Annotated in this window: 17 protein-coding genes and 1 riboswitch; of the genes, 12 read left to right on the forward strand and 5 right to left on the reverse strand. The window is 40.4% G+C overall.

Annotated features, from left to right (window positions below; all coding sequences use genetic code 11):
- Nucleotides 1–61: 61 nt before the first annotated feature.
- The gene (locus CFK37_RS12355) at nt 62–625 is read right to left on the reverse strand and encodes a thioredoxin family protein (RefSeq protein WP_089062142.1); all 564 of its coding nucleotides are present in this window, start codon (nt 623–625) and stop codon (nt 62–64) included.
- Between the two features lie 141 nt (nt 626–766).
- On the opposite strand from CFK37_RS12355, the gene CFK37_RS12360 reads away from it, so the two are divergent.
- The 5 genes from CFK37_RS12360 to CFK37_RS12380 all read left to right on the forward strand — a co-directional run bounded on the left by CFK37_RS12360 (nt 767) and on the right by CFK37_RS12380 (nt 14,433).
- Nucleotides 767–1,825 carry a M20/M25/M40 family metallo-hydrolase gene (locus tag CFK37_RS12360; protein ID WP_089062143.1) on the forward strand — a complete coding sequence of 353 codons (1,059 nt, stop codon included), beginning with the start codon at nt 767–769 and terminating at the stop codon, nt 1,823–1,825.
- A 649-nt stretch (nt 1,826–2,474) separates the two neighbouring features.
- Complete coding sequence (locus CFK37_RS12365) at nt 2,475–6,866, forward strand: S8 family peptidase (protein ID WP_281251595.1); 4,392 nt, start codon at nt 2,475–2,477, stop codon at nt 6,864–6,866.
- A gap of 273 nt (nt 6,867–7,139) precedes the next feature.
- Complete coding sequence (locus CFK37_RS12370; RefSeq protein WP_089062144.1) at nt 7,140–11,489, forward strand: S8 family peptidase; 4,350 nt, start codon at nt 7,140–7,142, stop codon at nt 11,487–11,489.
- A 199-nt stretch (nt 11,490–11,688) separates the two neighbouring features.
- A riboswitch (FMN riboswitch) is annotated at nt 11,689–11,835 on the forward strand.
- Between the two features lie 168 nt (nt 11,836–12,003).
- Nucleotides 12,004–12,582, forward strand: coding sequence for an ECF transporter S component (locus CFK37_RS12375; RefSeq protein ID WP_089063650.1), 579 nt, complete (start codon nt 12,004–12,006; stop codon nt 12,580–12,582).
- A gap of 231 nt (nt 12,583–12,813) precedes the next feature.
- The gene (locus tag CFK37_RS12380; protein WP_089062145.1) at nt 12,814–14,433 is read left to right on the forward strand and encodes an APC family permease; all 1,620 of its coding nucleotides are present in this window, start codon (nt 12,814–12,816) and stop codon (nt 14,431–14,433) included.
- A gap of 919 nt (nt 14,434–15,352) precedes the next feature.
- Here the strand turns inward: CFK37_RS12380 and CFK37_RS12385 are convergent.
- The 3 genes from CFK37_RS12385 to CFK37_RS12395 are packed head-to-tail and all read right to left on the reverse strand — an operon-like array spanning nt 15,353 to nt 17,035.
- On the reverse strand, nt 15,353–15,697 hold the full coding sequence (locus CFK37_RS12385) for a TraR/DksA C4-type zinc finger protein (RefSeq protein WP_089062146.1): 345 nt from the start codon (nt 15,695–15,697) through the stop codon (nt 15,353–15,355).
- Nucleotides 15,698–15,721: 24 nt separating this feature from the next.
- Nucleotides 15,722–16,105, reverse strand: a complete 384-nt coding sequence (locus CFK37_RS12390; protein ID WP_089062147.1) for a hotdog fold thioesterase — start codon at nt 16,103–16,105, stop codon at nt 15,722–15,724.
- A 12-nt stretch (nt 16,106–16,117) separates the two neighbouring features.
- Nucleotides 16,118–17,035, reverse strand: coding sequence for a 1,4-dihydroxy-2-naphthoate polyprenyltransferase (locus CFK37_RS12395; protein WP_089062148.1), 918 nt, complete (start codon nt 17,033–17,035; stop codon nt 16,118–16,120).
- 183 nt (nt 17,036–17,218) lie between these two features.
- Here CFK37_RS12395 and CFK37_RS12400 point away from each other — a divergent pair, with 183 nt between their 5' ends.
- From CFK37_RS12400 to ytkD, 7 genes are all read left to right on the forward strand, one after another.
- Nucleotides 17,219–18,604, forward strand: coding sequence for an isochorismate synthase (locus CFK37_RS12400; RefSeq protein ID WP_089062149.1), 1,386 nt, complete (start codon nt 17,219–17,221; stop codon nt 18,602–18,604).
- A 2-nt stretch (nt 18,605–18,606) separates the two neighbouring features.
- On the forward strand, nt 18,607–20,346 hold the full coding sequence (menD, locus tag CFK37_RS12405) for a 2-succinyl-5-enolpyruvyl-6-hydroxy-3-cyclohexene-1-carboxylic-acid synthase (RefSeq protein ID WP_089062150.1): 1,740 nt from the start codon (nt 18,607–18,609) through the stop codon (nt 20,344–20,346).
- Nucleotides 20,347–20,350: 4 nt separating this feature from the next.
- Complete coding sequence (gene menH, locus CFK37_RS12410; protein WP_089062151.1) at nt 20,351–21,169, forward strand: 2-succinyl-6-hydroxy-2,4-cyclohexadiene-1-carboxylate synthase; 819 nt, start codon at nt 20,351–20,353, stop codon at nt 21,167–21,169.
- Between the two features lie 477 nt (nt 21,170–21,646).
- Complete coding sequence (locus CFK37_RS12415) at nt 21,647–23,101, forward strand: o-succinylbenzoate--CoA ligase (protein WP_089062152.1); 1,455 nt, start codon at nt 21,647–21,649, stop codon at nt 23,099–23,101.
- 211 nt (nt 23,102–23,312) lie between these two features.
- The gene (locus CFK37_RS12420) at nt 23,313–24,143 is read left to right on the forward strand and encodes an ABC transporter ATP-binding protein (RefSeq protein ID WP_089062153.1); all 831 of its coding nucleotides are present in this window, start codon (nt 23,313–23,315) and stop codon (nt 24,141–24,143) included.
- Nucleotides 24,144–24,334: 191 nt separating this feature from the next.
- Nucleotides 24,335–24,655: a hydrolase gene (locus CFK37_RS12425; RefSeq protein WP_089062154.1), complete on the forward strand. Its 321-nt coding sequence runs from the start codon at nt 24,335–24,337 to the stop codon at nt 24,653–24,655.
- Between the two features lie 90 nt (nt 24,656–24,745).
- Nucleotides 24,746–25,219 carry an RNA deprotection pyrophosphohydrolase gene (gene ytkD, locus CFK37_RS12430; RefSeq protein WP_089062155.1) on the forward strand — a complete coding sequence of 158 codons (474 nt, stop codon included), beginning with the start codon at nt 24,746–24,748 and terminating at the stop codon, nt 25,217–25,219.
- A gap of 38 nt (nt 25,220–25,257) precedes the next feature.
- On the opposite strand, the gene CFK37_RS12435 is transcribed toward ytkD, so the two are convergent.
- Nucleotides 25,258–26,067, reverse strand: coding sequence for an ABC transporter permease (locus CFK37_RS12435; protein ID WP_089062156.1), 810 nt, complete (start codon nt 26,065–26,067; stop codon nt 25,258–25,260).
- Nucleotides 26,068–26,111 lie beyond the last annotated feature (44 nt).

The following is a 26,111-nucleotide window of genomic DNA, read 5'->3' on the forward strand; positions in this document are numbered from 1 at the left end:
GGAGATTTTCTTTACAGTATAGACGAAATCGCAAAAAAAAAGACATCCACAAAAAGATGTCTTAGGAAACGGTAGCTGCTGCAATTGTTTTCTTAATGCTTTCGTATACTTCGTCCCCAAAATCAGTATTGTCACGGAAAGATTTTGTCATGAATAGCAACATTTCATTCCATTTTTCCTTATAGTCGTCTGCACGCTCATCGGGTAAGTTTGCACGTGCATCATTTAGGAAGTGTTGTATTTTATCAGCTCTCGGTCCCCATTTTGCTACTTCATTTCCGTCTTTATCAATGAAAACGAAAATGGGAATTGATCTTGATTTTCCGTTTGTCAGGTATTGATCCATGAGTTCCAAATTAGCATCTCTTGGAAACAATGCGATTCCCATCTGGCATTGTTCGGCAATCCGCAGTAAGATTGGTACATTCAGCATAGCATCACCGCACCAATCAGCTGTTAATACCAGCACACGCAAATCCTTGGCGCGGATAGTTTGAAAAAAGTCAGTATCGTTAGGAACAGTGAAGTTATCATATATATGTAATAGATTTTCTTTGTGTTTTTCCATTGATTCTATATATTCATCAGGTGTTAAACCAGATTCATACCACTCATTCAAGGTCATAGCCATTTCTCTCCTTTAGGTCGTCTTTGTAGAAGTTTACCCAACTTGCGGCATTGTGTAAACAAATGTGCTCCAGTGTCAAAAATTTGCTATGATTGTAAATGGGATGAATTACATAAATGAAAGTAGGAGGAATTTTAATTGGAACAAGCTAATCGGGAGTTTTTATTAGAATTGTTGAATACAGCATCACCATCCAGTAATGAAATGCAAATTCAGAAAAAGTGGATAAATTATGTGAAGGAATTTGCCGATGAAGTTCGGACGGACAATGCCGGGAATGCAATAGGAGTGCTTAATCCAGATGCACCGTTTAAAGTGTTGCTTGCTGGACACTGTGACGAAATTGCACTAGTAATAAACCGCGTTGATGAGAATGGATTTTTGTATTTTGATAAAATGGGCGGAATCAATCCTAAAGCAGCGGTTGGTATGAAGGCTACAATTCTCGGGTACGAACAAACAATCACAGGTGTAATTGGGGTGAACGCACAACACCATGGCGGGCTTAAGAACGAATTTGGCTTAGAGGATCTATTTATTGATTGCGGTTGTAAATCAAAAGAGGAAATGGAAAAATACGTGCAAATTGGTGACCTTGCCGTCTATAAAACAGCGCCTGAGATATTAATGGACCGTTATGTTGCAGGCCGCGGATTAGATAACCGGACAGGTTCATTTATTGTTGCCGAGGTATTGAAAAGGTTGGCCGCTAAAGGTTGTAATGTAGGTGTGTATGCTGCAAGCACGGTTAATGAGGAAACAAATATGGGTGGAGCATATTTTGCTGCCGCAGGTATTGAACCGACAATGGCCATCGCCTGTGACGTTACATTTGCGACAGATTATCCAACAGTTGATAAGAATAAACATGGAGATGTTCGCCTGGACGGCGGCCCGGTGCTTGCAAAAGGTGCACCCATCAATATAAAAATAAATAAATTGCTTGAAAAGACCGCAAAGAATTTGAAGATGGATGTACAATATGAATTGACGCCAAGGGCAACAGGTACCGATGCGGATAAGATGAGGTTAACTGGTCGCGGTGTTCCTGTATCATTGGTTTCATTACCGTTACGCTACATGCATTCACCTGTGGAAACATCCAGTTTGGCGGATATTGATGAGGAAATCGAATTACTTGTGACCATGATTGCAGATTTATCTGGTAACGAAAGTTTAAATCCACTGGAAGACTAATCCTGATAAAAAGAAATGTAAGAAAAGCACCGAAGCTAGACAGATTTTCATTTATACTTTATGATCTTTCAAAAAACCATGGACTGGATTCGGTCCGTGGTTTTTTGAAAGTCAAGACTACCTAATAGGTCATAAGGTATTGAGCAATTGATTTTGTAGGACAATATTATTGGAAAATAAAGGAATATTTGCAAAAACCATGTAAATGGTACCGCTTTTTTGATTGAATCTAACTGAACAAGGGATAATGTTCACTTTTTAATAGGAACAATGATTCATTTTCTTTTTTGCAGAATTTTTTTGTCATATTGAAAAGCTTCTCTAGCAATGATTCAGGGGGTTTTAAAACGGTTTCTAGGTCTTTTGTCTAAACTGGTAAAATGACGAAATCGGTACTTTCTTACCATTTTCTAAAAATTCTGATCGGATTCGACAAAAACCGACAACCTTTTCGTTTAGATTACATTATAGTTACATTAACAACAAGAATATTACAAACAGCACCGCTGACAGCTAAGAACCTACACTATTTTATAGTAAAGGAGGCATGGGGGTGTTTTTTGTATTGTCTGCATACGTACATCGTGTAATGACAATATCCTTGATTTGGTGTGAAACTTAGTTCCAAAATTCGAGAGGAGGAAGGAAATTGAGAAGAAAGAAACAACGTCAAATCAGAGCTTTCAGTATTATAGCGTCATTGCTCATGATATTTTCACTACTAACACCTGGGCTTGCGAATGCTGAAACAAAAGGTAAGTTGTATCACTCTGTAAAAGATTCCCAAGCTGTTGCAAAAGAAAAGATGAGTGATCGTTTACTGGAAAGTTTTAAGAAAGATGAGAAGGAAACGTTTTTAATCAAGTTTAAAGAAAATACAGAAACGAAGAAGATTGCAAAGGAGGCACGAAAGACAGCTGAATCCGCAAATGTAACTGCACAGAAGGCGGAGGTTATCCAGCGTTCAGCAGTTGTCTCTGAATTAAAGGCAACTTCCCTTACTTCTCAACAAGGTGTAAAACAGTATCTTGAAAAAGAAGCGGAAAGAGGTAATGTAAAAAATATTAGATCGTATTATATTGTAAATGGAATGGCCGTAACGGCAACAAAAGAAATTGCAGAAAAAGTCGCTTCATTTGCAGAAGTGGAAAAGATTCTACCAAATGAAACCCGACAATTATTTACAACTAAAACAAAAGATGCAAAAACACCGAAATCTGAGGTGGCTAACGTCGAATGGAACGTTAACCGTGTTGGAGCACCCCAAGTATGGGGAATGGGTTTTGATGGATCTGGAACGGTTATAGCCAGTATTGATACCGGTGTACAATGGGATCATCCAGCATTAAAAGAAAAATATCGTGGGTACGATGCAGCTACCGGTGAGGTAAATCATGATTACAGTTGGTTTGATGCAACAGCAGGTGAGCCAGAACCATATGACGATTTGGGACATGGTACACATACAATTGGAACAATGGTTGGAAGTGAGCCGGATGGATCAAATCAAGTTGGTGTAGCCCCAGGCGCAAAGTTTATTTCTGTAAAAGCGTTTACGGCAGCTGGCGGAACCGATGCTGATCTGCTTGCTGCTGCAGAATGGATAATGGCACCAACAGATTCAGAGGGAAACGCCCGAGTAGATATGGCACCTGATGTTGTTAACAATTCATGGGGTGGCGGACCAGGACTTAATGAGTGGTACCGTGATGTTGTAAAGAACTGGAGAGCGGCTGGTATTTTTCCGGAATTCTCAGCTGGAAATACGACGCTGACTAATCCAGGTGGTCCAGGGTCTGTTGCGAATCCAGCAAACTATCCGGAGTCATTTGCTACTGGTGCAACCAATAGTGATGATGTTGTTGCTGGCTTTTCATTACGCGGGCCATCGCCATACGATGAAATTAAGCCAGATATTTCAGCACCAGGCGTAAACATTCGTTCATCCGTACCTGGAAGCGGGTATGAAGGTGGGTGGAATGGAACATCAATGGCAGGTCCAGCAGTAGCAGGTGTTGTGGCACTACTACATCAAGTAGATGCTAGCCTAACAGTCGATGAACTGGAAGAAATATTACTGAACACTGCCACACCATTAACTGATGACGAATATCCTGAATCCCCTAATAATGGATATGGATATGGACTTGTCAATGCATATGCAGCAGTTAATTCGATTGTAAATGGACTTGGAACTCTTAAAGGACAGGTTACGAAGCAAGGTGAAGATAGTGAGGCTCCTGCGTTTGAGCACACGGCACCAGCTGAAACTTATAGTGGAATGGATTTAGATTTGACGGTACAAGTTACTGACAATATAAGTGTTTTATCAGTTGACCTAAAATACAAGGATTTGAACGGGGAATGGCAAACAGTTGAAGCCACTCGTACATCCGGTGACTATAAAAATGGTGAATACACAGCAACTATCCCTGGAGAACAAATTGATGGGGATTCACTAACTTACAAATGGACCATCAGTGATTTCGGTGATAATGAAGTGAATAGTGAAGAATACACTGTAACAGTTTTAGAGGGTATTTCTACTGGTTACACCGAAGACTTTGAAGCAACTCCAGTTGGCTGGACTTCTTTCGGAGATAATAACAACTGGGAATGGGGAGTTCCTACATCAGGACCTGGAAGTGCTGCTTCTGGTGAAAAAGTGTACGCAACAAACCTTGATGGTGATTATGAAAGTAGTCAAAATGCGACACTAGTGATGCCGCCAATTGATCTTCCAGAAGGCGATGCCTATTTACAATTTAAACAATGGTATGACTTGGAAAAATATGAATCTGGCAGTGCGTATGATTTCGGGCATGTATTTGTTTCGACAGATCGTGAGGAATGGGTACAGCTCATGGAAATGTCTGGAACAACTACAGATTGGGAAAGCGCAGAAGTAGATTTATCTGAGTATAGTGGTCAGCGGATTTATATTGGTTTCAATGTTACATCCGACTCCAGTGTTACAGAACAGGGATTGTACATTGATGATGTAGCGCTGTCCAATACGTCTATAAGCAGTAAAATATCATTAGAAAAGAAGGATAAAAAAGCTAAGGATAAGAGAAAGAATGGATTACACAATAACAAAAACAAAAAAGCTAAAAATGGTCTTGGCGTAATTAAAAGTAATGAAAAAGCCGGCTTAAAAAAGAAGGTAGATCCGGATAAAATTCAGCCGAAACTACCTAAAAAAGATAATCCTCCTGCTCATGAGGACGTAATTAATCCTACACTACTTCCAATTGGCGCGCAAGTAAGCGTACTGGAAAGTGGACGTTCCGTAATGACAAATCCAGAGGACGGAACATATTCATTAACGCATGCTGCTGGTGAGTTTACTGTACAAGCATCAACCTATGGGTTTGAATCGGAACAGCAAACTGTAACAATAGAAAAAGATGGAACCACAGAAGCGAACTTTACATTGGATGAAATTCCAGAAGCTACTGTTAGTGGTACGATAACTGACGAAAAAACTGGAGAACCAATTGAAGGAGCGACCTTGTTCCTTACTGAGGATGCGAATATAGCACCTGTCGAATCAGATGAAAATGGTAACTATTCGCTTACTGCATATGAAGGTACCTACACATTAAAAGTAATAGCAAGTGACTACAACAGTAAGGAAGTTGAAGTGACGATTGAGGAAGATCAGGAATTAAATATTGAACTTGAGCCACTTTACACTTATCCTGGCGGCGAAATAGGCTATGACGACGGAACCGCTGAAAACGCTCGCGCATTTTATGATGCCGGCAATGGCTGGGCAGTAAAAATGTCGTTACCAGAGGGTAAGGAATCTGCGCTCGTAACGGATGGTGTATTTAAGTTCTGGAATGAGGAATTCCCTAATCCAGGTGGAACAGAATTTGCAGTGGAGGTTTGGGATGCATCAGGTACTGATGGACTTCCCGGGAAGAAAATAGCTGGTCCAATAAACGCTGAGGCTATCCGCGATGAAACAGCGTGGACTGTTATTGATTTGTCTGAGCATAATATTATGGTAGATGGAGACTTCTACATGGTGTATATCCAAACGGATCCAAATCCGGTGACACCTGCATTGGCAACAGATGAAAGCAGCCCTAACGCAGAACGCAGCTATCAATTAGTTGGTGGGGCATGGTCACAATCGCCTGCAAATGAAGGTAATTATATGATCCGTGCACGTGTCAGCTATGAGGTGGATGCCCCCGTCATCACGTCACCTGGAGAAGATACAATAACAAATGAACCAAACATTACAGTTGAGGGTACAGCTTCTCCAACGACTACTGTTCAACTTGTAAATAATGAAGAAGAAATAGGCACTGCAGAAGTGGGTGACGATGGTAAGTTCGCTATTTCAACGGAGTTAACGGAAGGTGAAAATGTCTTGAAAGCAGTATCACTGCTTGATGGAGCACAGACCGGTGAATCTGCACCAGTTGCTGTAACGTTAGACACCGAGGCACCTGCGATTACGATCGATAGCCCGCAAGATGGAGATAAAACAAATCGGGAAACTGTTACAGTCGAAGGTACCGTTTCCGATGCTAATCTTGATTTTGTAGAGGTTAATGGTCGCAAAGCTGAGGTTTCCGATGGAAGTTATTCAAAACGAATTCTGCTTGATAATGGGGAGAATGAGATAGAAGTTGTCGCCCAGGATTCAGCAGGAAATATGGGTAGTGAAAGTGTAACAATAGACGTCAAATACAATGCACCTGTACTGGAAAATGTTACACCAACAGAAGATAAAAATTTACAGACAGGCCAAAGTGTGAAAATTGAATTTGATAGTGAACCTGGACTAAAAGGTACATTCTTTGTCCATATGCCACTAACGAATATGAGCGTTCAAATTGCCAACGCAACAGAGCTGCCGATGATGGAAATGTCTGATGGACATTATGTTGGATATTGGACAGTTCCAAGCGGTGTCAAAGCAGATGGAGCTGTAATCGAAGTAAAAGCTGTCGACAGCTTTAAGAACGAAACACGCGAATTGGCTGAAGGCAAGCTCTTTATCAATTTAGACGAAGAATAATACGCAGCAAAAATCGGTGCAGAAGGTCATTTCTTCTGCACCTTTTTGTACTTTAAAAAAGTAGAAATCTTTATCGGTATAAAGTTTAAAAAAATCTAAGGATTTCGCTTTGAGTTTCTTTGCGACAAGCAAGATTATCTATCTATTATCCAGAACGGAAAAATCTTTTCATTGGCTGTTTTCCAAAAGATTGTTGTTTTTGACATAAAATCTATAAACTGCTGCGACGTAACAGCAACGTCTTTTCATATAACTATGTGAGGAGGAGAGGAATTGAAAATAAACAGACGGTCCCGAATCAGATTATTTAGTATTGCCGCTTCATTGCTCATTCTATTTTCATTACTAACTCCAGTGATCGGCAATGCTAAAACAAATAATAGAGCGTATCGGTCAGTGAAAAGCTCTCAATCTCTTGCTAAAGCCAAATTAAGTGATCGGTTGCTAGAGGATTTTAAGGAAAATGAAAAGATAACTTTTTTAATAAAATTTAAAGAAAAAGCGAACACCAAGAAAATTGCAAAGGATGCAAGAAAGAGTGCTGCATCAGCAAACTTAACAGCACAGAAATTGGAGCTTATCCAGCGATCAGCGGTTGTTTCGGAATTAAAAGCAACCTCACTTAAATCTCAGAAAAGTGTTAAACAGTTCTTGGAAAATGAAGTGGAAAAAGGTAATGCAGGGGATATAAGATCGTATTATATCGTGAACGGAATAGCCGTTACGAGTACAAAAGAGGTTGCGCAGAAGGTCGCATCATTTGAAGAAGTCGAAAAGGTTCTGCCAAATGAGACACGGCAACTATATGCAACCAAGACAAAAGAAACAAAATCGCCTCAGGCAGAAGTTGATAATGTTGAATGGAACGTTAATCATATTGGGGCACCTCATGTATGGGAAATGGGGATTGATGGAACGGGAACAGTTATCGCCAGTATTGATACAGGTGTTCAGTGGGAACATCCTGCATTAAAGAGAAAATATCGTGGCTACGACCAAGCAACCGGCGAAGTGAATCATGATTTTAGTTGGTTTGATGCTACGGCAGGAGAGACAGAACCTTACGATGAAATAGGTCACGGAACACACACGATTGGAACAATGGTTGGCGGTGAGCCTGATGGATCTAATCAAATTGGAGTAGCACCGGGTGCAAAATTTATCGCCGTCAAGGCATTTACAGCTGATGGTGGAACCGATGCGGACTTATTGGCCGCCGCCGAATGGGTCTTAGCGCCGACAGATTTAGAGGGGAATACTCGTGTCGATCTGGCACCGGATATTGTTAACAACTCCTGGGGTGGTGGACCGGGACTGGATGAGTGGTATCGGGATGTCGTGAAAAACTGGCGAGCTGCTAATATTTTCCCAGAGTTTTCGGCAGGAAATACAACAAGGGTTAATCCAGGTGGTCCAAGATCGATTGCAAATCCTGCGAACTATCCGGAATCATTTGCTGCTGGGGCAACAGATATCAACGATGGACTAGCTGAGTTTTCGTTAAGAGGCCCATCACCATATGAAGAAATTAAACCGGATATCTCAGCCCCCGGGGTAAATATTCGTTCATCCGTGCCGGGTGGTGGATATGAAGGTGGTTGGAATGGAACATCGATGGCCGCTCCCGCTATTTCCGGAGTCGTGGCATTATTGCATCAAGTAGATGCTAGCTTAACAGTTAATGAGTTAGAAGAAATTTTAGTATCGACAGCAATTCCTATGACGAATGAAGAATATAACGAGGCACCCAATAATGGATATGGGTACGGACTTGTCAACGCACATGCGGCTGTCTCCTCTATAATAACTGGTCTTGGAACCTTGAAAGGCCAGGTTACAAAACACGGGGAAGATACGGAAGAGCCTGCGTTTGAACATAATGCAGCAACGTTAACCTATGCAGGTTTGGATTTAGATTTGTCGATTCACGTAACAGACAATATTAGTGTTTCATCCGTCATTCTAATGTATCAAGTGGAAGATGGGGACTGGCAAACAGCTGAAGCCCTCCGTGCATCTGGTGACTATAAATCTGGTGAATATGCTGTAACAATCCCGGGAGAGCAAATAAAGGGTTCCTCCTTAAAATATAAGTGGATGTTAACTGATTTTGGTGATAATGAAGTTATTACCGATGGTTATGTTGTACAAGTGAAAGAAGGTATTTCAATAGGATATTCGGAGGACTTCGAAGCTACACCGATTGGATGGACATCTTTCGGTGAAAACAATAACTGGGAATGGGGTGTTCCTACAACTGGTCCGGAAGGTGCGGTGTCTGGTGAAAAAGTGTATGCAACAAACTTGGATGGTGATTATGAAACAGATGAAAACGCAACTCTCGTAATGCCTCCAGTTATATTACCGGAAGAGGGGGCCTTTTTACAGTTCCAAAAATGGCATGAACTGGAATCATATCAGTCCGGAAATTTTTATGATTTTGCCCATGTTTTTATCTCGACAGATCAAGAGGAATGGACACAGGTTCTGGAAATGAAAGGAACGACTACTGATTGGGAACAGGCAGAAGTAGACCTGTCTGATTACAGCGGGCAAAAAATTTATATTGGATTTAACTTAACATCCGATTCCACAGTAACAAAACAAGGGTTGTATATTGATGATGTGGCTATTTCTGATACGTCCATAGCTGGTGAAGGAACTATAGGGAAAATTAAAGGTAAACAAGGAAAAGAAAACCATATTTCCTCTGGAATCAACAGGGGTTACCTAGAAATCAATGGTAAGAAAAAAATAAACCCTGATACAATACGGCCGAAGCGACCTGAGATAACCGAGCCTTCTGTGCAAGAGAATGGTATTAATCCAACCTTACTACCTATGCAGGCACAAGTAAGTGTACTGGAAAGCGGACGTACCGTAATGACGGATCCTGCAAACGGTACCTATTCATTGTCACATGCGGCAGGGGAATTTACCGTACAAGCATCAACGTATGGATATCAATCGCAACAACAAACTGTCACGATTGAGAAAGATGGAATTGGCCAAGCGGATTTTACATTGACTGAACTCCCGCAAGCGACAATACATGGAACAATTACTGACGAGGAGACGGGTCAATTGATTGAAGGTGCAACACTTTTCCTTGTCGAGGATGCGAATATTTCACCTGTTAAGTCGGATGAAAACGGTAATTACTCTCTTACAGCGTATGAAGGCACCTACACATTAAAAATATTAGCACGGAATTACGATAGTAAGGAAATGGAAATTAGAATTGATAGTGACCAAGAATTAAATATAGAGCTAGAGCCGTTCTACACCTATCCCGGCGGGGAAATTGGTTATGATGATGGAACAGCTGAGAATGCTCATTCATTCTATGAAGCGGGTAATGGTTGGGCAGTAAAAATGTCACTTCCAACGGGTAAAGATTCTGCAATTGTAACGGAGGGCATTTTCCGTTTCTGGGATTTGGAATGGCCTGTCCCTGGTGGAAAGGAATTTGCGGTTGAAGTGTGGGATGCCTCTGGTACGGATGGACAGCCGGGTAAAAAAATTGCCGGACCATTTGATGCAGAAGCACTACGTAATGGCGATTGGACCGTAGTTGATTTAAAAAAGTATGCTATTACGGTTAATAGTGACTTCTATATGGTCTATATCCAAACAGCACCAGACCCAAATGCCCCCGGTTTAGCGACAGATGAAAATGGTTTTAATGCTGAGCGAAGCTATCGGTACATTGATGGGTCATGGTCCAGAACCCCGGAGAATGAGGGAAACACGATGATTCGTGCACGGGTAAGTTATCAGGTCGACGTTCCAGTTATCACTTCACCTGCAGACGATCTAACAACAACAAATTCAAACATATTAATTGAAGGAACAAGTTCCCCGACAACTACTGTTCAACTAGTAAATAATGGGGAGTCAGCTGGCACCGCTGATGTAGGCGGCAATGGAAAATTTACTATTCCGATTGAATTATCGGAAGGAGAAAATATGTTAAAAGCAGTATCACTGCTTGATGAAGCACAGACTGGTGAATCCGCTCCGGTAACAGTGACGCTGGACACAGAAAAGCCGAAGCTTATGATTAACAGCCCGCGCGATGGGGATAAAATAAATAGGGAAACAGTGACAGTTGAAGGAACCGTGTCCGATGCTAACCTTGATTATGTAAAGGTGAATGATCGAAAAGCCAATGTGTCAGGTGGAAGTTATTCAAAACGAATCCTGCTTGATAAGGGTGAAAATAAAATTGAGGTAGTCGCTCGGGACTTAGCAGGTAACGCGGAGAGTAAAAGCGTTGCAATTAATGTTAAATTTAATAAACCTGTAGTCGAAAATGTAACACCAACAGAGGATAAGAATTTGAAAACAGGTCAGAGTGTAAAGATTGAATTCGATAGTGAACCTGGCTTAAGAGGTACATTTTTTGTGCATATGCCACTTACAGACATGGGTCTTCAGATTGCTAATGCGACGGAATTACCGATGATGGAACAATCAGATGGACATTATGTTGGATATTGGACGGTCCCAAGCGGTGTTAAAGCAGATGGCGCTGTAATCGAGGTGAAAGCTGTCGATAGCTTTCACAATGAAACACGGAAAATAGCTAAAGGGAAACTCTTTATCAATCTTGGCGAATGAATGTGGCTGGGACATAACGTAAAGGTGTATCTCAAAATACGAAAAATGCTGTTAATAACCGGAGCAGTTACATGCACCATTTTCGGGTATATTTGGATTCCTTTTTTGATAAAACGTTTATGTCCCACCCTATTCCAAAACTAAATACTTTTCAAAATGTGATGAACTATGTATAATAACAGTAACAATGATATATCGATTCTATCTTCGGGGCAGGGTGTGATTCCCGACCGACGGTGTTGAACAGATATTGTTCTGAGTCCGTGACCCGCAATGCATATGCATTGCGGCTGACCTGGTGGAAATCCGGGACCGACAGTTAAAGTCTGGATGGGAGAAGATTATAAAGCTGAAACAGATGCAAAAGCATCTTTATTTTCCTGTGATTATAATCCCTGAAGCCGTAAAAGGTTTTGGGGATTTTTATTGTATGTATAGTTTTTCTACAGGAAAACAGGCTTATCCTTCATCACGAGATATAGGATTGATACACAGATGAAGGAGGAGATTGATGATGCAACAATCATCGCGTTTAGTTAAATTAATTATTCTGGCACTACTGGGGACAATATCGCTATTATTATTTTTCTTGAACTTTCCAATCCCATTTTTACCGCCATATCTAAAAATCGATTTCAGTGAGGTTCCCGCACTTATTGCTGCGTTAATTTTCTCACCGCTTGCCGGGGTCCTGGTGGAGGCAATTAAGAACCTTTTATACTTGGTTGTTTCCGGAGCAGGCGATCCAATAGGTGTTGCTGCCAACTTTTTAGCCGGTGTCTTGTTTATCGTTCCAGTCGCTATGCTTTATCATAAATATAAAGGTGTGAAAAGTATTGTTTCCGGATTGGTAACTGGTACCATCATTATGGCAGCTGGTATGAGTATATTGAACTATTTTGTGATATTGCCAGCGTATGCATGGTTTATCGGGGCTCCTGGAATGGCAGAAAGCACTGCAAAATCAGTTGCAGTATTTGCGGGAGTATTACCATTCAGCGTTATTAAAGGAGTAATTATTGGAATGTTATTTGTTCCTCTATTTATTAAAATGCACAGATGGATTGAACAAAAGAGAACAAATTTCATATAAAATATTGAATTACCGTACCCCCTCGATTGATTGTACTAATCAAAAAAGGGGGTGCTTTTTTACGGTGAAAATATTCCTAAGCTTAGGAATATAGTCAGGGATGTTATTTATTTTTGTTTTTGGTATACTAACTAGTGGTTTTTCAAGTAGGACATAGTTAATCGCTTTTGATACATCGCTTGCAATTCAAATTGATTGATTATTAACACAAAAATAGAAGAGGTGATTACTATGGCACAAAAAAATGGAAATGGTAAATTTAAACGGCAATTAAGTACGCTTGATTTAACCTTTCTTGGAATCGGTTCCATTATAGGATCCGGCTGGCTTTATGCAGCAGCAACTGCTTCTGAGTACGCAGGGCCATATGCATGGATTTCCTGGGTGATTGGAGCGGCAATTATCTTATTGATTGGCATGGTTTACTCCGAATTAGGAGCCGCAATGCCTGTTACAGGAGGATTTGTTCGTTACCCTGACTTCACACATGGTTCTGTTGTGGGATTTCTGATTGGATTCATTTCGATGTTGGCCTACTCTGCGGTTGTAAGTATTGAAGCACAGGCCGTAAGAGGTTATTTAGAATATTGGTTTGATGGTTTGGGGAACACGGATGGCTCACCTACAGTGGGAGGATTTGCAGTCCAGATCGGTTTAATTCTAGTCTTTTTCCTATTGAATTATTGGAGTGTAAACTTCTTTGGAAAGGCGAATACAATTCTTACTGTATTCAAATTCATTGTACCATTAATTATTATTACAGCGCTCTTTATGCACATGGATCCATCTAATTTTGAACTAATGCAAGGAGCAGATCCAGGCGGTGCAAAGGGCATTTTTGCAGCAGTAACTGGGGCAGGGATTGTTTTTGCCTTTAACGGTTTCCGTCAACCGATTGAATTTGCCGGTGAAGCGAAAAATCCGGAAAGAGGAATTCCGTTATCTATCCTTATCTCAGTGGTCATCGGCCTGATTATTTACATGCTATTGCAAATCGCTTATATAGGTGCGGTACCGGCGGACATGTTAGCAAATGGTGGCTGGAGTGCACTTCACTTTGATTCACCATGGGCTGATTTGGCTGCAGCGATGGGACTTGTATGGTTAGCAAACCTAGTCTTAATAGACGCTGTTATTTCTCCATCGGCTACTGGTAATATTTATTTTTCTGCAACAGCACGTTCATTGTTCGCTTGGGCGAAAAACGGCTATTTCTTTAAGGTATTTCAAAAAGTTGATCCTAAAACAGGCTTGCCGCGGGCAGCATTATGGTTAACATTATTCCTGGCAATCGTCTGGATGACTCCTTCACGTTTTCAGGCGTGGGAAGATTTAGTTGACGCGAGTACTTCAGCTAAAGCGTTAACATTTGTGGTTGGTCCTGTATCGTTAATGGCGCTGCGTTATCAGAAGCCTGATTTACAACGGCCATTTTTGTTAAAGGCAGCACACTTTTTAACGCCATTAGCATTTATCGCTGCGACATTGGTTGTTTACTGGAGTCAATGGAAGGTTATCTCGTTCCTTATTCCAATAATTGTCGTGTCACTCATTTTATATCTGATTTTTGCATATCAAAATAAATCATTTACAAAAGATAAAGTGAAAAGCCATTTTAATTCGGCATGGTGGTTAATCGGGTATTACATCTATTTGATGGTCATGTCGTATATCGGAAGTTATGGTCCCATGGAGGATCATATTCTCCCTGCCCCATGGGATACGGTTGTAACAGCAATTGGCGCGCTCATCTTTTATTACTGGGGCGTTAAAGCGGCACTTGCCGAACCACGTATCGAAACCGATGATGTAGACGAAACCGAATACCAAAAACAACATAAAAATGACTAACAAAAAGAGGCTGAGACAAAAGTGATTCAGTCATGGAGAAATCCGAACTATGATTCCAAATTCTTTAATTAGAATTTGGATTAGTTCGGATATTTTTCTTGGCTGTTTTTGTAAACCTTACAGAGAATTATCCATAAACTACGACGTAACTATAAGAGTGTAAGTCCACCGCTACGGGCTTTCCGTGGGCTCGCGCTGAGCCTGCTAGGGTAGCAAAGATGAGGCCACTGAAAAAGGTAAAATGTAGTACAAAATAGGTGGATCTATCATCGCATCTTGAATATACTGCGCTTTCCGCGGGCGAGTGTCGAGTCTCCTCGGACTGCCGTCCTCCGGGGTCTCGCCGATCTCTCACTTCCCGCAGGAGTCTCCGTATATTCAAGATGCTAGGTGAAGGTCAAAAGCTAATATTAAAATCCACCACTTTTCAGTGCCTATCACTTTACGAAGCAGGTCTTCCGACTGGGGCTATTCACGCAGGAATTAACTGTCTGGAGCGTAAGACACTATCGTGATAGGGGATAAACCATGTAATACTGTTGCCAAGTACATATTAGCGGAGGAAAAACGCGGAGACTCCTGTGGGAGCAGAAGCCTCGATGAGACCCCGGAGAGCGTAAGCTCGAGGAGGCTCATCAGCTGCCCACGGAAAGCGCAGTGTTTTTCCGCAGCGGTCGCTGGACCATCAAACATGATTTTTAGTTATGTCGCTATTTTTATCAACAGCGAATTAGATCCGACTATTGAGAAATTAACGTTTTAAACTGTCTATCCTGTGATTGTTCGTCTTTGAGTCAAACATTTTAGTTATGTCCCAGCCCCTTTTCTAAAAGATTAGAAAGTACAAATGAAAATATGTCTAGCGCAAGCGCCCAGCAAATAGATCGCTAAACGGGCGATTCCGCTTTACTAATTCTTTTTATGCTTCTTCAACTAAAATAGTTGCGGTTGGTTCGGCTTCAAGGCGTTCTTCTGGAATTGGCTTTCCGGAAATTTCACTCACACCGTACGTGCCGTTTTCCATTCGTTCCAGTGCATCATTTATTTCCTTCAGCTGGTCTCTTTTTTCCTGCTTCATGCCGGCATCCCGCTCTTGTTCAAATTGTTCTGTTCCCATATCTGCGGGGTGGTTATCATAATCAGCTAATTCGCTCGCTGACTCGTTTGGACCTTGATGACCATCTTGTTCTAATTGGTCTTCTAGATCATGTTTCATATCTAGTAATCTGTTCTTAAAGTGTTCTAACCTTTTTGCACTCAACATGGAATTCTCCTTTCAGAACTAAAATTACTTATTCGGTACAACACCGATGGTACACCGGGATAAGCAGATGAGCGTTTCATTTTCGTTAGTTATCCTGACTTCGTACACCATGGTTGATTTACCGACATGTACGGGTCTCGCTTTTGCTGTAACCGTACCCTCACGTTTACTTTTAATATGATTGGCATTAATTTCCAAACCAAACACGCTATAGGCGTCCGGGTCAACATTCATAGTGGCACCGATACTTGCCGCCGATTCAGCAAGCGCTACACTTGCACCACCGTGCAAAAAACCGGCAGGCTGTTTGGTACGATGATCTACAGGCATTGTCATAACGATCAAATCTTTATCTGCAGATTGTGTTTCAATTCCTAATGTTTCCATTAACGTATTTGTGAAATCCAACCATCATCACCCCTAAAACAGTTTATTTAATAAAAGGGAAACACCCATTAATAAACCGTAGATTGTATTTGTTTTACCAGTTAACACCATTGCTGGCATCATTTCAATTGGTTTTGTTTTTCCTTTGAACTTCTGGATTACTTCCACTGCGATTTTACCGCTGAAAAATACCACCAATGACCATAATGGAAGTAGATCAACAACGATGTAATAAAGCGTCAATGCATATGAAATAATAAATAAAATGCCTAGCAAAGTTACCGCATTTTTTCGACCCAGCAGAATAGCAACCGTTTTTCGTCCGTTTAATTTATCGCCATCCAGGTCACGAATATTATTAGATAGCATGATACAACCAATGAAAATGGCGATTGGAATAGAAATCCAAATAATTTCTAATGTAATATGTGCGGTTTGAATGTAATAACTGATTCCGATAATAACGGTTCCCATGAAAAAGCCGGAAAAGATTTCGCCTAACGGTGTATATGCGATTGGATATGGCCCTCCAGTATATAAATATCCGAATAACATACAAATTAAACCAATCACGGCTATCCAAAAAGTTGACTCCAGGCAAATGTACACACCAAGCAGTGCAGCGATACCAAAAAATGTTAGTGCCAGACGCAGGACAGTTTTTGGTGCAATACCATCACGAACAATTGTCCCGCCGATACCGACAGACTCTTCGTTATCGAGGCCACGCGTAAAGTCAAAGTACTCATTAAACATATTTGTAGCCGATTGAATAAGAATGGATGCTATCATCATGGCTAAAAATAATAAAATATGAAAAGACCCTTCATTAAGGGCAAACATTGTGCCGACAAATACTGGTATAAACGATGCGGTAAGCGTATGCGGGCGCAGTAATCGCCACCATATTTGAAATCCGGGTTTTTCATTTAAAGCTTGTTTGATTTCCATCTTTGTTCTCTCCTCAAAATTAGTGCAATATCACATTAAGTTTAGGCAATTCGCCATAGGGTGTCAATCGACAAATGCTGCGATAATGATGAAAAATGGTTCCTTTTCTTGAGAAACCGGGAAAAAGAGAATAAAATAGAATAGTGTATGCACAAGTGTACCGCAAGACGGAGGTTTATATAAATGATTGAAACAAAGGAAGAAATTATTGAATCAACGCTTAATCATGCCAAAAATAAAACATTAAGTACTAATCATATACAATTAGTCAGTATTACAGAAAAAATTGACACGGTTAATCCGCTTCATTTTTTTGAAGCAGCAAAGCAATTACAGGTAAATCGGACCTTCTGGTGCAGTACTGCAGAAGATTTCTTGATGGTTGGTGTTGGGAATACGTATGAAATTGAAGCGACAGATAATCGCTTTCAGGAAACAGATGAACAATGGAACAGAATAAAACAAGAAGCAATCATACATGATCCGTTTCAACAGCCAGGAACAGGTTTGGTTGTAATGGGTGGGATGTCATTTGACCCTAAAAAAGAACGTACATCATTATGGGAGAACTTTTCCGAAAGTGCGTTTATTGTTCCTGCTTACACGCTGACGAAATATAAGGAAACCTATTATTTTACAATAAACGTTCAGATATCAAGCCATGATCAGGTTAGTATGCTTGCAAAAGAAATCAATGAAAGTCGTCATGTATTGTTAAAGCAGTCGGAAAAAATGCCGATAAAAACGAAAATTGCTGATAAATATGAAATAGCTCCAGAAAAATGGAAAGAAACAGTTGTTGAGGCAACCAATCAAATCAAGACAAGCAATCTTGAAAAAATAGTCCTGTCAAGAGAGGTACAGATTAAATTAAACAAGAAGGCAGAAATTACTGCTGTCCTGGATGACCTGTTAGCGACGCAAACAAATAGTTTTGTGTTTGCTTTTGAACATGGAGAGGATTGTTTCGTTGGTGCTACTCCTGAACGACTGATAAAAATCCAAAATGAAAAACTGTTGTCTACTTGTCTTGCTGGAACTGCACCAAGAGGTCAAACGCCGGAAGAGGATGAGGCATTTGCTAACCAGTTGTACAATGATGAAAAAAATCGCAGTGAACATGATTTTGTGGTGAAAATGATCAAACAAGCAATTCGCCCTTATAGTGCTAATATAGAAGTTCCAAATGAACCAATTATCTATCCATTGAAAAACCTGCAGCATTTGTACACACCTGTTACGGCAACAGTAAGGCAGGATGTAAGTATTTTTGATATTATTGGAAAGCTACATCCCACACCAGCGCTTGGTGGTGTTCCAAGACAGGCATCACTGCAATTTATCCGTGAGCATGAGCTGCTGGACAGAGGCTGGTACGGTGCTCCAGTAGGCTGGATAGATCACAATAACAACAGTGAGTTTGCTGTTGCGATTCGTTCTGGCCTGATAAAAGGTGATACAGCATCATTATTTGCTGGGTGCGGGGTAGTAAAAGATTCTGACCCAGAAGCAGAATATGAAGAAACCAATATTAAATTAGTACCAATGCTGTCGGTCTTAGGGGGATAAATATGGATCACACAGAAGCTTTAACACGGTATACCGCAAATTTTATTGATGAATTGGCAAAGAGCGGTCTTAAGGAGGTAGTTATCTCACCAGGGTCCAGATCGACGCCACTTGCCATGACTGTCATGGAGCATCCAGAGATGAAGCAATGGATTGTAATTGATGAGCGTTCAGCTGCTTTTTTTGCATTAGGGATGGCCAAGCAATTAAAGAGGCCAATTGCAATTATTTGTACATCTGGAACTGCGGCAGCTAATTATTTCCCAGCGATTGTTGAGGCATTTGCAAGCAGGGTTCCACTAGTTGTTTTAACAGCAGATCGTCCACACGAATTGCGAGATGTTGGAGCACCACAATCGATTGATCAACTAAAATTATACGGAAACTATGTCAAATGGTTTCATGAAATGTCATTGCCAGATAATGATCAAAAGATACTTGACTACGCACGAAATAAGGCGTCAAGGGCTGTTCACACAGCAAGCGAGGGGAATGCCGGGCCAGTTCATTTAAATCTGCCATTTCGTGAACCATTGATTCCGGATTTTTCGCTTGAGAATTTATGGGGGAGTTACAATCATTCTAAGCAACTTTCAGCGGTTGATGGTAGAAAACGTATTGATCAAGAACAATTAGCTGTGCTAACGGATCATTTAAATCAGAAAAAACGTGGATTAATTGTTTGCGGACCGCAAATCAACGGGGAATTTGCTGAGGCTGTGACATCATTAGCTTCGAAATGGCAGTTGCCGGTGTTGGCTGATCCTTTATCACAGGTAAGGGCTGGCCAGCATCATAAGGACGTGGTGATTGAAGGGTATGACGCTTTTTTACGAAGTGAAACAATAAGAAAAGAAATGAAACCGGACTTTATTATTCGCTTTGGGGCGATGCCTGTTTCAAAGCCTTATCTTTTTTTCGTGAAAGACCACGCTAATGTTGAGCAGTACATTGTTGAAGAACATGCGGGCTACAGAGAACCGGCTGGAAACAAGACTGAATTTATCTATGCTGATTCCAAACTACTCTGTGAAGACCTTTTGGCAATGGATATTGAGCCAGACTTCGACGTTAAATGGCTGGAGAATTGGCAGAAAATGAATCAAGTCGCGAAAAAGCATTTAATGAATGCCTCCCATCATGGAGCAGTGACAGAGGGTTCGGCAGTAAAGTATCTGATGGAAGTTATTCCAGATGAAAGTACTCTTTATGTAGGAAATAGCATGGCAGTACGCGATTTGGATACATTTTTTATGACTACACCAAAACATATATCTATTTTAGCTAACCGCGGTGCAAATGGAATTGATGGGATGGTATCAAGCGGCCTTGGTGCCGCTGCAACTGGTAAGCCCACAACTTTATTGTTAGGTGACCTATCTTTCTTCCATGATATGAATGGGTTATTGGCTGCAAAACATTATGCGATTAATTTGACGATAGTATTAGTCAATAATGATGGTGGCGGTATTTTTTCTTTCCTACCGCAGCAGCAACAAAAGAATCAATTTGAATTATTATTTGGAACCCCGCATGGTCTTGATTTTTCACATGCGATTAACATGTATGGCGGACAACACCAGGTGGTGACAAATGAAAAAGATATGGAAAATGCATTGTTTGCGAGTTATCAATATGAAGGATTATCTGTTGTTGAAATAAGAACAGATCGGACTAGCAATATGGAATGGCACCGTGAGCAGTGGATGAAAATTGAAGCAGAGCTGTTAAAAGGCGAGTGATCTTATGTACTGTACAATTAATGAATCGGCTTACTGGTATGAAATTAGCGGACAAGGTGACAAAGTAATGCTTCTCCACGGGTTTACGGGGAGTTCTGCTACCTGGTCAAAGCTTGTTTCATTATTGGAGCATAACTATCAAGTCATAACTATTGACCTGCCAGGGCATGGTAAGACAAAGGTTGATCAGCCAAAATCTATGGATGATTGCTGCAGTGATATAAAAACCCTTTTACAAGTACTGGCTATTAATATGGTTCACATGCTTGGCTATTCCATGGGTGGGAGAACGGCATTGTCATTTGCAATTGCATACCCTGACATGGTTCAATCCCTTGTGTTAGAAAGTGCTTCGGCAGGCCTTGAATCTAAAAAAGAGCGTACGGAAAGAAAAAGAAATGATTTGACCCTAGCACAAAAAATTATGGTTGAAGGAATAGAATCATTTGTTAATAACTGGGAGAACATTCCGCTTTTTGATTCACAAAAACAATTACCTGAGGCTGTCCGCAAGTCTATTAGAGAAGAGCGTTTATCCCAGCATAAGGAAGGGCTTGCCATGTCTTTGGCGCATATGGGTAATGGTGTGCAGCCATCTTATTGGCAATGTCTTTCAACATTACAAATCCCTGTTTTATTAATCGCCGGTGAATGGGATTTAAAATTCATCAAATTGAATAAAGCCATGCGAGACCTGTTTCCAGAAGGTAATCTGATCATTGTGGAGAAAGCAGGTCATGCAATTCATATGGAACAATCCGATTTTTTTGGTAAAATAGTAAGTGAGTTTTTTAGACAAAATGCAACTATGTACACAGAATGAGGAAAATCACGCGTGTTCAATAGGAAGAAGCAAGAAAGTACAGGGAAGTCATTTATTCTGACGGTATAGCGAAAGTACTGGTTGGGGGAACGTGAAACGGGCGGCCGTAGAGCACCGGTTTTCATGTTCGAAGTGACCATTGCTTACATTGCTACCCCCAGGAGCCACAGCTGACAATATTTAAAAGGCTGGGACAAAAGTGTTTTACCTAGGGAGAAATCCGATCTATGATTCAAAATTCTTTCATTAGATTTTGTACTAGTTCGGATATTTTTCTTGCGCTTTAAGAAATCTTTATCGGTATAAAGTATTAGAAAACTTGGCGTTCGCCATTACTTTTTGGCACCGCATACCGTGGGAAGCTGATGAGTCTCCTTGGGCTGACGCAGACCATGAAAAAGGTAAAATTAATACAAAACAGGTTAGTTATGTCCCAGGTTATTTTTTTGCTAATTATTTTTATGGAGGAACATTGTTATGAGTGAAAACATTCCACACTGGTTAACCAAACAGGCAAGTCTTTCCCCGCATGCAACCGCTCTTGAACTGGAGGATGGATCAAGGTTCACATTTTACGAGTTAATGGAACAAAGTCAAGCATTCGCAAGAAAGCTAGCTAATCAAGGTGTAGTGGAAGGTGCTAAGGTAGGTATATTTTCAACTAATTGTAAAGGAATGGTGATTGCTATTCATGCGTTGAGCTATCTACATGCAGTTGCCGTATTATTTAATGTCCGCTTAACAAAAAAAGAACTAGCTTTTCAAATAGAAGATGCTGATGTAGCACAGATTCTAGTAAAAGATGATCTTGAAGACCATTTACGTGATATGAACCTTAGTACCAAAGTTACCCCTTATTCTTTTGTTACGAAGACAGAAGAAACGTCGCATCAACTGGCATCTGAGATTGACTTGGAAGACGCATTTACAATCATGTATACCTCGGGTACAACGGGTAACCCAAAAGGTGTTGTCCATACATATGGGAACCATTGGTGGAGTGCAACGGGCTCTGCTCTAAACATTGGAATCCATGCTGATGATAAATGGTTAGCGGCCTTGCCATTATTTCATATTGGCGGATTATCTCTATTATTAAAAAGTGTTATCTATGGCATGCCGGTTTATTTAATGGAAAAGTTTAATGTTCAAAAGGTTCATTACGCTATAATGAAGTGTAATGTGACAATTGCTTCCGTCGTCACCGTAATGCTTCAGCAACTGGTTGATTTTCTAGGTGAAGGGGAATATCCAAAAGCATTTCGCTGCATGCTGCTTGGTGGTGGACCGGCTCCCAAGGGATTGCTTGAATTGTCCAAGGCCAAACAAATCCCTGTTTTTCAGTCTTATGGCATGACTGAAACATCATCGCAAATAGTGACACTAAGCCCAAATGATGCCCTGCGTAAACTTGGATCAGCCGGGAAGCCTCTATTTCCAGCACAATTAACGATAATGGATGCTGATCAAGGGGGAGTTGGCGAGATTGTTGTCAAAGGACCGATGGTTACAAGGGGTTACTACAAAAATCAATATGCTACCACAAAAGCATTAAAAGAAGGTTGGTTGTCAACCGGTGATTTAGGCCGGCTTGATGGAGAAGGGTTTCTTTATGTAGTAGAGAGGCGCAATGATTTGATTATATCTGGTGGTGAAAATATTTATCCATCAGAAATAGAGAGTGTTCTTTCGAGTATGAATGGTGTCAAGGAAGTTGGTGTTACCGGGATAGAGGACGCTAAATGGGGACAAGTACCAGCAGCGTTTATCATTTTGGATGGACCACCTATTTCTGAAGCAGCTATACGACAGTATGCAGCTGAGAATGTAGCGGCTTTTAAAATTCCAAAACAGATATATTTTATCAATGAATTACCACGTAATGCTTCAAATAAGCTGTTGCGAAATGAGCTGTATAAACTAATTCCTTAAAGGGGACGCCCCGTGTGATTGAGGCGTCTTTTCCATGACTACTGGACAAGATCAATTTTCACATAATGGTAAAATCTAATTGATAAAGATTATCAAAGTCATTGACTAATTGATGAAAAGCAAATAAACTATAAGTACGGTAAATTTTTGTTGGGAAAGAAATACATACATCTGAGAATTCTTTCAGGTAAGATGTAGGGGAGTGATTCCAATGCAAACATTAAAAGCAAATGACTTAACGCTTGGTTACGGTGAAGATATAATCATTGACGATTTAGATATAGAAATACCTAAGGGTGAAATCACAGTATTTATTGGTGGAAATGGCTGCGGAAAGTCGACATTACTTCGTTCATTAGCAAGGTTATTGAAGCCAAAAGGCGGCGATGTTGTTTTAGATGGTGAGGATATCGCTAAAATGGGTACAAAAGAAGTAGCTAAGAAGCTTTCAATTTTGCCGCAAAGTCCTGTTACACCTGAAGGACTGACAGTTATGGAATTAGTAAAGCAGGGACGTCATCCATATCGCGGTTTTTTAAAGCAATGGTCGAAGGACGATGAAAGTGCTGTACATAAGGCGCTGGAATCAACTAATATGCTCGAATTGAAGGAGCGGTCTGTTGACTCATTATCTGGCGGACAGCGTCAGCGGGCATGGATTGCAATGACGCTTGCGCAGGAAACAGATACTATTTTGCTGGATGAACCTACAACATATTTAGATATGACGCACCAAATTGATGTGCTTGATCTATTGTTTGAATTAAATGAAAAAGATGGTCGCACAGTTGTTATGGTATTACATGACTTGAATTTAGCTTGTCGTTACGCACACCATGTTGTGGCAATCAAGGATAAACAGGTTTATGCACAAGGTAAACCGGAAGAAATCATTAATTGTCATTTGGTTCATGATGTTTTTGAAATGAAATGTGATGTGACATTTGATCCAATGTTTGGTACCCCAATGTGCATTCCTCATGGAAAAGGGCGCTGTATTTTCGCAAATCGCGCACAAGAACTTACAAAACAAACTGTTTAGAAGAATAAATTGACTGGCATAAATATATCAACAGATATGTCTATGCCAGTTTTTATTTACACTTTAAGAGTATAAAAAAATCTAAGTCTTTCGCCATTAGTTCTTGGCGACAAGCCAAGATTTTCTAAAAAAGTTTTCTTTCCATACATGCTTCCAGTATTTTTAGCCAAATTAATGGTAGGAGGTGCATTATGGAAAAGAAGAAGTTTTATGTTAATATTGGTACACAGGAAATTTCACAAATAGAATATGGCAATAATCAGGATTTCACCATAAATGCGACGGATGAAGAGGTATTATTACTCCGGGAAAAGTTTAATGACATGGACCAGGCAAATTTCCGTGCGTTTTTCCGAGCCCATGTTCCCATCATGTCCTATCATAATGATAAATCAAACCATGATTATGATGGCGGAATGACTGGGGCATTCGAAATGCTTTATGATTTAGGTGATGATCAAACTAAAGAACATATTGAAGCAATGGGTGTGTTATCGGATAAGCGTTTATGATTTCACCAAAGTAGTTTATACCAGCTGCTTAAAAGGAATATACTATAGATAATAAGAAACAAACTTTTGGGGATAAAGGCAGCTGAAATAATGAATACGTTTAGGGATTATTATAATAATGTGGTAAAACTAACATTTAAAGATCATTTTTTTTCAAAAGAACCAAAGCACGTATGGGTAATTTGTAATTATCGGGATAAATGGTTGTTAACCAGACACAAAGACAGAGGTATTGAATTCCCTGGTGGTAAAGTAGAGGAAGGTGAAACCGCTGAACAAGCTGCAATACGTGAAGTAATGGAAGAAACCGGTGGTGCTGTTGGACAACTAAATTATGTTGGTCAGTATCACGTTTCAGGCAAGGGTGGTACAGTGATTAAAAATGTTTATTATGCAATTATAGATGAACTGATTGATCAGCCTACATACTTTGAGACGTTTGGACCGGTTTTATTGGAAGCAGTACCCGATAATGTTCAAAACAATTCGAAGTACAGCTTTATTATGAAAGATGATGTTTTAACACACTGCATGAAAAAAATAATGCGGGAATATCGATCATAAAACAACGTCTCCTACCAAATGTAGCAGACGTTGTTTTTCTACTTATTATGCTTCATCAGTACGTGCTCCATTTTTTCAACAAATTTGTACATAATAGCTGCGCAAATGGCAATCAGAAGCAGGCTGGACATTACCAGCGTAAAGTCAAATACTTGGAATCCATAGATAATCAAGTAGCCAAGTCCTTGCTTCGATACTAAGAATTCACCTACAATGATTCCAACCCAGGATAAACCAACGTTTACCTTTAATGTAGAAATAATAGTTGGTAGCGTTGCGGGAAACACTGCTTCGCGAAAGCATTGAAAGCGCGAGGCGCCAAAGCTTTTTAATACGTTGACATAATTTGGATCCACTTCCCTGAATGCCGAATAAACAACTAGCGTGGTTATTACAACTGATATGAGTGCACCCATGGCAATGATTGCCGTATAACCGGGACCAAGCGCCACAATAATAATTGGACCTAATGCGACTTTTGGCATTGCATTTGCGACAACAAGATAGGGATCTGTTATTTTTGATAATTTGGAGGAAGTCCAGAGAACAGTTGCAAGAATGACACCCAGTAATGTTCCAAGAACGAATCCGATAATCGTTTCGACAACGGTTGCCTGTAAATGAACAAAAAAACTTCCGTCTGCAAACTTGTCGATGATTTGAGTGATAATTTTAGACGGTGAACTAAATAATAAAGGGTCGATCCATAATAAGCTGCTTGCTAATTGCCACAAACCAAAAAGGAGCACTAGTATGGTTAACTGCCAGATAAAGACACTACGTTTATCACGTTTTATTCCTTTTTTATATTGTTCATGAAGTTGTTGACCGGTTTTATTTTTTAACATTATGTTGCACCTTCATAGTTGAATTCTTGTTGAAGGGTTAAATA

Source organism: Virgibacillus phasianinus, assembly GCF_002216775.1.
GTDB classification, from domain to species: Bacteria; Bacillota; Bacilli; order Bacillales; family Amphibacillaceae; genus Virgibacillus_F; species Virgibacillus_F phasianinus.

Bases quoted from the DNA above. Each gene is read 5' to 3' on its own strand.
- CFK37_RS12355 (WP_089062142.1), bottom strand. From the start codon at position 625: ATGACCTTGAATGAGTGGTATGAATCTGGTTTAACACCTGATGAATAT.
- CFK37_RS12375 (WP_089063650.1), top strand. From the start codon at position 12,004: ATGCAACAATCATCGCGTTTAGTTAAATTAATTATTCTGGCACTACTG.
- CFK37_RS12380 (WP_089062145.1), top strand. From the start codon at position 12,814: ATGGCACAAAAAAATGGAAATGGTAAATTTAAACGGCAATTAAGTACG.
- CFK37_RS12385 (WP_089062146.1), bottom strand. From the start codon at position 15,697: ATGTTGAGTGCAAAAAGGTTAGAACACTTTAAGAACAGATTACTAGAT.
- CFK37_RS12395 (WP_089062148.1), bottom strand. From the start codon at position 17,035: ATGGAAATCAAACAAGCTTTAAATGAAAAACCCGGATTTCAAATATGG.
- CFK37_RS12400 (WP_089062149.1), top strand. From the start codon at position 17,219: ATGATTGAAACAAAGGAAGAAATTATTGAATCAACGCTTAATCATGCC.
- menD (WP_089062150.1), top strand. From the start codon at position 18,607: ATGGATCACACAGAAGCTTTAACACGGTATACCGCAAATTTTATTGAT.
- menH (WP_089062151.1), top strand. From the start codon at position 20,351: ATGTACTGTACAATTAATGAATCGGCTTACTGGTATGAAATTAGCGGA.
- CFK37_RS12415 (WP_089062152.1), top strand. From the start codon at position 21,647: ATGAGTGAAAACATTCCACACTGGTTAACCAAACAGGCAAGTCTTTCC.
- CFK37_RS12420 (WP_089062153.1), top strand. From the start codon at position 23,313: ATGCAAACATTAAAAGCAAATGACTTAACGCTTGGTTACGGTGAAGAT.
- CFK37_RS12425 (WP_089062154.1), top strand. From the start codon at position 24,335: ATGGAAAAGAAGAAGTTTTATGTTAATATTGGTACACAGGAAATTTCA.
- ytkD (WP_089062155.1), top strand. From the start codon at position 24,746: ATGAATACGTTTAGGGATTATTATAATAATGTGGTAAAACTAACATTT.
- CFK37_RS12435 (WP_089062156.1), bottom strand. From the start codon at position 26,067: ATGTTAAAAAATAAAACCGGTCAACAACTTCATGAACAATATAAAAAA.